The sequence below is a fragment of the Streptomyces sp. NPDC045021 genome, assembly GCF_056432645.1.
This window is the reverse complement of sequence record NZ_JBWKIQ010000009.1, coordinates 379698-388433: the sequence shown is the minus strand read 5'-3', so window position 1 is coordinate 388433 and position 8736 is coordinate 379698. Positions and strand designations below refer to the sequence as shown.

Sequence of the window (8736 nt, the reverse complement as noted above, 5' to 3'; positions counted from 1 at the left end):
GGCCGGGTCCTGCGGGGTGGGGGTTCGAAATCGACTATTTAGGGCCTGGCGGCCCTCAAATAGCTCGGCAGCATTTCGAACCCCCACCCCTCCGGCCCCGACCCCCGACCCTCCTGTCGTTTCCCGCCCGCGGGTGGGTGGGGGGCAGCACGCCCGCCGCAGGCAAGCCGACGCCGCGGGCGCCCGACGCCCGTCCACCCCACCAGTGACGGTGATTCACCCCACCGCTGGGGTGAAAGGGCGAGGGGGCACCCCCGGCCGAAGATTGGGGGTGGGTGGGGAAAAGCCCGCCGCAGGCGGGACGTACCTCCAACCCCGCCGGAGGCGTGTGGCGTTAGGCCGCCTCCTCGGTGTGGTGGGGGGAGAACGTTACTGCTGGGCGGAGGCCGAAGTCGGCGAGGAGGTGGGTGGCGGCGCGGCGGCCGGAGAGGAGGGCGCCTTGGACGGTGCTGGTGTCGCGGTGGTCGCCGCAGACGTAGAGGCCGCACAAGAGCCGGACGGGGCGGCGCAGGTCGTGGGGTGCGGTCATGACGGGGACCGCTTCGGGGTTGTGGTGGGTGGCCAGGGGTTCCCAGTCGTCCGTCGAGGTCTCGTACAGCTCGGCGAGGTGTTTGCGGACGGCGATGTCGTCGGTGTGGCCGTCCTCCGGGGGGCCGAGGAGGACGGAGGTGACCAGCGCGCGGCCGGACGGGGCGCGGGAGGGGTCGAGTTCGCTGGCCGGGATGGTGTGCGAGACGGGCCCGTGGCGGTCGGCGTCGATGACCAGGAGGGGCTCGCGCAGCGGGGAGTGCGGCGCGGCGTGGTGGACGACAGTCACGGCGTGGAAGTCGGGCACCCGCAGCCCGGGGAGGAGTTCGCCGGCCGCGCGGGCGCCGGTGGCCACCACGACGGCGCGGCAGGGCAGTTCGCCGCTCCCGCGGCCCTCGGTGGCGACGGCGTTGACGGAGACGGCGGTGGCGCGGACGCCGAGCCGTACCGTGCCCGGTGGCAGGGCGGCGGCGAGGCGTTGTGGGACGGTGGCGGCGCCGGAGGCGGGCAGGCACGTTCCGCCGCGGGCGAAGCCGCGCAGCACGAGGTCGGCGCACCGGCTGGACGTGGCCAGTTCCGGGTCGCAGAGCAGCGCGTTGAGGAGCGGGCGCACGAAGCCGTCGAGGAGGCGGGGGGCGAAGCCGCGGGCGGCGAGCGCGGCCGCCGTCGTGGTCTCGGGCCGGGCGAGGAGCCGGGCTGTGGAGGTGGCGGCCAGCCGGTTGAGCGCGGTGCCGAGCCCCGCCCGGTCGAGGGTGTCGCCGAGCGGGGCCCTCGCGGCGGAGAGCACGGCGCGGGCCCGGGTGCCGCGGGCGTCGCCGACGCGGTAGCCGCGGCCGCCGGCCCGCACCAGGGCGCCGGGCGCGAACGGGCGCAGCCGCAGCCCCTGGAGCCCCGGGGTGCGCCGGAGTTCGGGGTTCGAGGTGTTGAGCAGCTGTGGACCGTGATCGAGCCGGAAGCCGTCCACGGTGTCGGTGGCCATCCGGCCCCCCACCCGGGCTCCTGCTTCCAGCACGGTGACGGTCAGCCCCGCACTGATCAGATGATGCGCCGCGGCGAGGCCCGAGAGCCCTGCCCCGACCACGACGACGTCCGCTTGCCGTGCTGTTGAGAGCACGATGCCCCTCCCGGAGGTTGGCTTCGTTCCCCGCTCGCGTCAGCTGGCGCTGGTAGCTGGTAGGGGTCATGCCCTCATCACACGTGGCTGATGCACCGGGTGCACGGTGCGATTCAGCCTTTCGGCACTCAGTGCCCGAGCGCGGCCCGGATGCTCTCCTCGATGCCCGGGAACGCGAACGAGAAGCCCGAGTCGAGCAGCCGCCGCGGCAGTACCCGCTGGCTGCTCAGGACGTCCTCGGCGAACTCGCCGAGCGCGATGCGCAGGGCGAACTCGGGGACGGCGGCGAGGGTGGGCCGGTGCAGTACGCGGCCCATCGCGGCGGTCACCTCGCGGTTGGTGAGGGGCTCCGGCGCGGTCAGGTTCACCGGTCCCGAGAGGGTCCCGGTGTCGATGATGTGGCGGAACGCGGCGATCTCGTCGTGCAGGGAGATGAAGCTCCAGTACTGGCGCCCGTTGCCGAGCCGGCCGCCGAGACCGGCCTTGAAGATCGGGAACAGCCGTCCCCAGGCGCCGCCTTCGCGGGAGACGACGAGCCCGGTGCGGGCGAAAGCTGTCCTGATGCCGGCGGCGGCCGCGGGTTCCGCTGCTGCTTCCCAGTCCTGCACGACACCGGCGAGGAACCCTTCGCCGGCCGGGGCGTCCTCGTCAACGGGGCGGTCGCCGGTGTCGCCGTAGTAGCCGACCGCGGTGCCGCAGACGAGGACCTGGGGCGGGGTGTCGAGGGACGCGACGGCCTTGGCGATCGCGGCGGTGCCGAGGACCCGGCTGTCGCGGATCTCCTTCTTGTACGCGGCGGTCCAGCGGTGGTCGCCGACGCCCGCCCCGGCGAGGTGGACGACCGCGTCGCAGCCCGTCAGCCCCTTGGTGTCCACGTACTGGCGCGCGGGGTCCCAGCGGACCTCGTCGGGGCCCGCGGGCTCGCGCCGCACCAGGCGGACGACCTCGTGCCCGTCCGTGCCGAGGGAGTGGACGAGGGCGGAGCCGATCAGACCTGACGCTCCGGTGACTGCGATACGCATGGCCCCATTCTGCCCGCGGTGGGGCCCAGCGGGGCGCTATGGGGGCCGGGAGACCCGCATGGCAGAGTTGCCGGCATGTCAGATGTGATTGTCCGTCCGGCGACCTTCGCCGACGAGGCCGACCTCGTCGGCATCGATGTCCGCACCTGGTCGTCGCTGCACGCGGTGCAGCCGCCGCCAGACCCCGGCAAGCCGTTCTACGACGAGCGGCACCCGCCGGACGACTTCCTCGTCGCCGAGGTCGGCGGGCGGGTGGCCGGTTATGTGCGGATCGTGCCGCCCACCCCGCTGCCGTGCAACGCGCACGTCCGCCAGATACAGGGGCTCGCCGTGGACACCTGGGCCCGCGGCCGGGGTATCGCCCGCAGGCTGATGGACGAGGCCCTGCACGAGGCGGGCCGGCAGGGCGCGATCCGGATGACCCTGCGGGTGCTGGGCCACAACGCTCCGGCGCGGCGGCTCTACGAGTCGTTGGGGTTCGCGGTCGAGGGCGTGCTGCCTGGCGAGTTCCTGCTGGAGGGCGCGTATGTGGACGACGTGCTCATGGGTCGGTCGCTGGACTTCGCGAGCGCGTAGCCGCGCCGGGCTGCCGCGCCGCGTAGCCGGGTCGCATAGTCGGTCCGGGCAGCCGGGCCGCGCAGCCAGGTCGCATGGCCGCGCCGCGCAGCCGGGCCGGGCGGGTCAGCTGAAGCGGGCCCACAGTTTGGGGAAGCGGTCCGCCATGAGGTCCGTGTCGTCCATGTCCAGTTGCTCGCCCTCCGGCTCGCCGACCGGCGGCAACTCCAGATCGGGCAGCCGCACCCCGGTGAGCTGCTCGTACGCCTCGTCCGCCGCGTAACCCAGCTCCTCGGCGTCGCCGTCGACCTCCGGGTCGAAGTCGGCGACGAGGAAGGCCAGGTCGTCGGGGCTGTGCAGGGCGCCCTCGAAGACGTGCCGGCCCTGCCCGATCAGCCAGCAGCGGAAGAAGTCGAACGCCTCGTCGTCGGCGCCGCCCAACATGATGTCCGCCGCGCTCCACACGTCCCAGCGGAAGGCCCGCGCGAAGCGGGTCTCGAAGTGCCGCGCGAAGTCCGTGACCGAGTCCGGATCGAGCAGCGCGAGCCGCTCGATCAGCAGATCGGCCTGTTCCTCCGGATCACCGTCCGCGGCCGCGCGGGTGCTGTCGATGATCTCCCAGAACTCCGTCTCGTCCATCACGCGTCCAGCTTCCCGGTTGCCGGGGCCGGACGCACGCGGAGTGCCCCGTATGCGCCCGTGTCGTTACGCACGTTTGGCCTCAATGGCCGGATGACGTCGCAGGGCGCCCCGCGGTGGTCGCGGGATGGATCGGAGGAAATCATTCCACCAGGGTCAGCTGGTACTCCACCGTCTGCCGGACGGGCACGAAGCCGAGGCCCACGTTGATCGCGACCATGTGCCGGTTCTCGTCGGCGTTGTCGGTCTCGATCTCCGTCACTCCGGGCAGCTCGGCCGCGATCCGCTGGATCATCGTCGCCTTCATCCAGCGCCCCAGCCCGTGCCCGCGGTGCCCGGTGACGACGGCCGTGTCGTACTGCAGCGCGCGCCCGGCGCCGTCCGCCGGTACGACCAGCTCGGTGTACCCGGCCACGGCGCCGTCCGCCTCGCTGACCGCGGCCACGGTGATCAGCTGCTCGCCGCGCTTGGCGAAGACCTCGGAGACGGACCGGACCCGTTCGGCGTCCCACGGCACGTGGCCGAGGTCGATCCCGCCGGTCGGCATGTCGTCCATGGCCTGCTTGGCCCGCGCGAACGCGTCGATCAGACCGCCGGGGGCGACGCCCTCCCAGGCCTCCAGCCGGTAGCCGGGGTGCCGGCTGCCGGCGAGGGAGCCGATCGCTGCGGCGTCCATGGTGTCGAACCGCAGCCGCCGCCAGGTGAGCTTCAGCACCGGGGTGAAGGCGCGGGTGGCCAGGAACCGGTCGCCGGGGGTGCCGACGGTCGTTCTGGTGATCAGATTGCGGCGACCGTCGCCGCGGGCCTCGTCCACGGCGGTGGCCAGCAGCGCGGAGCCGGCGCCGAGCCGCCGGTGGGCGGGGTGCGAGTACAGCTCCAGCGAGGCGAGGTGCGAACGTCCCGGCTCGTCGAAGAGCCGCAGCGCGGCGGTTCCCACCGGCGCACCGGCGGTGTTCCGCGCCAGCCACAGCCGCTTGCGGCTGTAGGCGTTCGGGGTCGTGAGCCGGGCGGACACATCGTCGGCCGAGGGCACCGGATCACCGGGCAGGTCATGGCCGAGGGCGGCGGTGAGCACCTGGTGCCAGTCGTGGAGCTGCGCGCCGGTGGGTTCGGTCAGCAGATCTATGTGAAGCGGCAAGATGCCTCCGGAGGAAACCTGGCACAGGGTGCCGGGTATGGCTGCGACGGTCATGCAGTACGTAGCACTACAGGAGGTCCGGCATGGCCGACAAGCGGGATGACATGACGGGCTCAAGGGGGATCAATCAGCGGCTCGGTGGCAAAGCGACCCTGGTCGCCGGAGCCACCCGCGGCGCCGTACGGGCCTCGGCATGTCAGCCGGCAGCCGTTCTCCTGTCCGCCGGAACGCCGGCGCCCCCGGCCCGGAGTACCGGGTCGGGGGCGCCGCACTGCGATTGCCTCGCCGCGTCAGGGACGCGGCCGGAGTCTCAGAGACCGAGCTCGGCCTCGAACTCCGCGGCTTCCAGGAGCTCCTTGACGGCCGTCAGGTAACGGGCCGCGTCGGCACCGTCCACCAGGCGGTGGTCGTAGGAGAGCGCCAGGTACGTCATGTCGCGGACGCCGATGACGGTGCCCTCGGCGGTCTCGATGACCACCGGACGCTTGACGGTCGCGCCGATGCCCAGGATGGCGGCCTGGTTCGGGGGCACGATCACCGTGTCGAACAGCGCACCGCGCGAGCCGGTGTTGCTGATCGTGAACGTGGCGCCGGAGAGCTCGTCCGGGCTGATCTTGCTCGCCCGGACCTTGCCGGCCAGCTCCGCGGTCCGCTTGGAGATACCCGCGATGTTGAGGTCGCCCGCACCCTTGATGACCGGAGTCATCAGACCCTTCTCGGAGTCCACCGCGATACCGATGTTCTCGGAGTCGAAGTAGGTGATGGTGCCCTCGTCCTCGTTGATCCGGGCGTTGACGACCGGGTGGGCCTTCAGCGCCTGGGCCGCGGCCTTGACGAAGAACGGCATCGGCGAGAGCTTGACGCCCTCGCGCTGCGCGAACGCGTCCTTGGCCTTGTTGCGCATCTGCATGATCTTGGTGATGTCCACCTCGACCACGCTGGTGAGCTGCGCCTGGCTGTGCAGCGCCTTCATCATGTTGTCGCCGATGACCTTGCGCATGCGGGTCATCTTGACCGTCTGGCCGCGCAGCGGGGACGCCACGAGGGCGGCCTTCGGGGCGGGCGCGGAAGCGGCCGGGGCGGCGACGGCGGCGGCCTTGGCGGCCTCCGCGGCGGCGAGGACGTCCTGCTTGCGGATACGGCCACCGACGCCGGTGCCCTTGACCGAGGACAGGTTCACGCCGTTCTCGGAGGCGAGCTTACGGACCAGGGGGGTCACGTAGGCGCCGTCGTCACCCGAGGCGGCCGGTGCCGGAGCGGCGGCCGGGGCCTGGGCGGGAGCGGCGGGTGCCGGAGCCGGGGCGGCGGGCGCGACCGGAGCCGGTGCCGGGGCCTGGGGGGCCGGGGCAGCGGCCGGAGCCGGAGCGGCCGGGGCCGGGGCAGGAGCCGGTGCGGCGACCGGTGCCGGGGCGGCGGCCGGAGCCGGAGCCGCGGGAGCCGGGGCGGCGGCCGGAGCGGCACCCGCGGCGCCGATGACGGCGAGCTTGGCGCCGACCTCGGCGGTCTCGTCCTCGTTGATGAGGATCTCCAGGAGGACACCACCGGTCGGGGCCGGGATCTCGGTGTCGACCTTGTCGGTGGAGACCTCGAGCAGCGGCTCGTCGGCCGCGACGGTCTCGCCGACCGCCTTGAGCCAACGGGTGACGGTGCCCTCGGTGACCGACTCGCCCAGGGCGGGCAGCAGGACCGGGGTGCCCTCGGCGGAGCCGGCGGGCGCGGCGGCGGGAGCCGGGGCCGCGGGGGCCTCGGCGGCCGGAGCCGGCGCGGCGGGGGCCGCGGCCTGGACGGGAGCCGGGGCCGGAGCCTCGGCAGCGGCCGGGGCAGCGGCGGGCGCGCCCGAGCCGTCGTCGATGATGGCCAGCTCGGCGCCGACCTCGACGGTCTCGTCCTCGGCCACCTTGATGGAGGCCAGAATGCCGGAAGCGGGCGACGGGATCTCGGTGTCGACCTTGTCGGTCGACACCTCGAGCAGCGGCTCGTCTGCCTCGACGCGTTCACCCTCGGCCTTGAGCCAACGGGTGACGGTGCCCTCGGTCACGCTCTCGCCGAGCGCCGGAAGGGTTACGGAAACCGCCATGGTTGCGGTTGCTCCTAACGATCTGTGCGGATGGGGTGCGTGGTGAGGGGCTTAGTCGTGCGAGTGCAGCGGCTTGCCCGCGAGGGCCAGGTGGGCCTCGCCGAGCGCCTCGCTCTGGGTCGGGTGCGCGTGGATGAGCTGTGCGACCTCGGCCGGCAGCGCTTCCCAGTTGTAGATCAGCTGGGCTTCGCCGACCTGCTCGCCCATACGGTCACCGACCATGTGGACGCCGACGACGGCACCATCCCTGACCTGGACGAGCTTGATCTCGCCTGCGGTCTTGAGGATCTTGCTCTTGCCGTTGCCCGCGAGGTTGTACTTCAGGGTGACGACCTTGTCGGCGCCGTACAGCTCTTTGGCCTTCGCCTCGGTGATACCGACGGAGGCGACCTCCGGGTGGCAGTACGTGACGCGCGGAACGCCGTCGTAGTCGATCGGCACGGCCTTGAGACCGGCCAGCCGCTCAGCTACCAGGATGCCCTCGGCGAAGCCGACGTGCGCGAGCTGGAGCGTCGGGACGAGGTCACCGACGGCCGAGATGGTCGCCACGTTGGTCTGCATGTACTCGTCGACGAGGACGTAGCCGCGGTCCATCGCGACGCCGGCCTCCTCGTACCCCAGGCCCTGCGAGACCGGGCCGCGGCCGACGGCGACGAGCAGCAGCTCGGCCTCGAACTCCTTGCCGTCGGCGAGGGTCACCTTCACACCGTCGGCCGTGTACTCGGCCTTCTGGAAGAAGGTGCCGAGGTTGAACTTGATGCCGCGCTTGCGGAACGCGCGCTCCAGGATCTTGGAGCTGTTCTCGTCCTCCAGCGGGGCCAGGTGCGGCAGGCCCTCGATGATCGTGATGTCCGCGCCGAAGGACTTCCACGCGGAGGCGAACTCGACGCCGATGACGCCGCCGCCCAGCACGATCGCGGACTTCGGGACGCGGTCCAGGACCAGCGCGTGGTCCGAGGAGATGATGCGGTCGCCGTCGATGTTCAGGCCCGGAAGCGACTTCGGCACGGAGCCGGTCGCCAGCAGGAGGTGGCGGCCGGTGTAGCGCTCGCCGTTCACATCGACGGTGGTGGGGGAGGACACCCGGCCCTCACCCGCGACGTAGGTGACCTTGCGGCTGGCGACCAGCCCCTGCAGGCCCTTGTACAGGCCTGCGATCACGTCGTCCTTGTACTTGTGGACACCGGCCATGTCGATGCCGTCGAAGGTGGTCTTGACACCGAACTGCTCGCTCTCGCGAGCCTGGTCGGCGATCTCGCCCGCGTGCAGCAGAGCCTTTGTGGGGATGCAGCCGTTGTGCAGACACGTGCCACCGAGCTTGTTCTTCTCGATCAGGGCGACGTCCAGGCCCAGCTGCGCCGCGCGCAGCGCCGCGGCGTAACCGCCACTGCCGCCGCCGAGGATCACTAGGTCGAAAACGGTGCTGGCGTCGTTCGCCACGTCACGTCCTCCATGCAGGGGTACGCCGGAGCCGGTCTGTGGTGACCGGGCGGCGGCTGTTATTCGGCCGCTATGTCTAAAAACTTTGAAAACTGGGCCCTGTCGTGCCGACCAACATCTTCGCACTTGTTCGCGGCGGACGGGCCACCGGGCCGGGGTCTGAGACGGACTTAAGCCTCATCCTGGGAGGCTACCGGCCCGTAAGGGGCACTCCGGGCGGCGG

Annotated in this window: 7 protein-coding genes; 1 reads left to right on the top strand and 6 read right to left on the bottom strand. The window is 72.2% G+C overall.

Going from position 1 to position 8736, the window contains the following annotated elements; genetic code table 11:
- Window positions 1–334: 334 nt before the first annotated feature.
- Both AC07DC_RS27235 and AC07DC_RS27230 read right to left on the bottom strand, forming a co-directional pair.
- Entirely contained in the window at window positions 335–1642 is a 1308-nt protein-coding gene (locus AC07DC_RS27235; RefSeq protein ID WP_478917110.1) for an NAD(P)/FAD-dependent oxidoreductase, read from the bottom strand.
- A gap of 128 nt (window positions 1643–1770) precedes the next feature.
- Window positions 1771–2664, bottom strand: a complete 894-nt coding sequence (locus AC07DC_RS27230) for a TIGR01777 family oxidoreductase (RefSeq protein WP_478917109.1) — start codon at window positions 2662–2664, stop codon at window positions 1771–1773.
- Between the two features lie 75 nt (window positions 2665–2739).
- Here AC07DC_RS27230 and AC07DC_RS27225 point away from each other — a divergent pair, with 75 nt between their 5' ends.
- Complete coding sequence (locus AC07DC_RS27225; protein WP_478917108.1) at window positions 2740–3240, top strand: N-acetyltransferase family protein; 501 nt, start codon at window positions 2740–2742, stop codon at window positions 3238–3240.
- 105 nt (window positions 3241–3345) lie between these two features.
- On the opposite strand, the gene AC07DC_RS27220 is transcribed toward AC07DC_RS27225, so the two are convergent.
- The 4 genes from AC07DC_RS27220 to lpdA all read right to left on the bottom strand — a co-directional run bounded on the left by AC07DC_RS27220 (window position 3346) and on the right by lpdA (window position 8513).
- Window positions 3346–3858: a DUF4240 domain-containing protein gene (locus tag AC07DC_RS27220; RefSeq protein ID WP_478917138.1), complete on the bottom strand. Its 513-nt coding sequence runs from the start codon at window positions 3856–3858 to the stop codon at window positions 3346–3348.
- Between the two features lie 142 nt (window positions 3859–4000).
- Window positions 4001–4996, bottom strand: coding sequence for a GNAT family N-acetyltransferase (locus tag AC07DC_RS27215; protein ID WP_478917107.1), 996 nt, complete (start codon window positions 4994–4996; stop codon window positions 4001–4003).
- Between the two features lie 310 nt (window positions 4997–5306).
- Window positions 5307–7073, bottom strand: a complete 1767-nt coding sequence (sucB, locus tag AC07DC_RS27210; protein ID WP_478917106.1) for a 2-oxoglutarate dehydrogenase, E2 component, dihydrolipoamide succinyltransferase — start codon at window positions 7071–7073, stop codon at window positions 5307–5309.
- Window positions 7074–7124: 51 nt separating this feature from the next.
- Window positions 7125–8513 (bottom strand): dihydrolipoyl dehydrogenase, encoded by a 1389-nt coding sequence (gene lpdA / locus AC07DC_RS27205; protein ID WP_478917105.1) that lies wholly within the window; start codon window positions 8511–8513, stop codon window positions 7125–7127.
- Window positions 8514–8736: the final 223 nt, after the last annotated feature.

Bases quoted from the DNA above. Each gene is read 5' to 3' on its own strand.
- AC07DC_RS27230 (WP_478917109.1), bottom strand. From the start codon at position 2,664: ATGCGTATCGCAGTCACCGGAGCGTCAGGTCTGATCGGCTCCGCCCTC.
- AC07DC_RS27225 (WP_478917108.1), top strand. From the start codon at position 2,740: ATGTCAGATGTGATTGTCCGTCCGGCGACCTTCGCCGACGAGGCCGAC.
- AC07DC_RS27220 (WP_478917138.1), bottom strand. From the start codon at position 3,858: ATGGACGAGACGGAGTTCTGGGAGATCATCGACAGCACCCGCGCGGCC.
- sucB (WP_478917106.1), bottom strand. From the start codon at position 7,073: ATGGCGGTTTCCGTAACCCTTCCGGCGCTCGGCGAGAGCGTGACCGAG.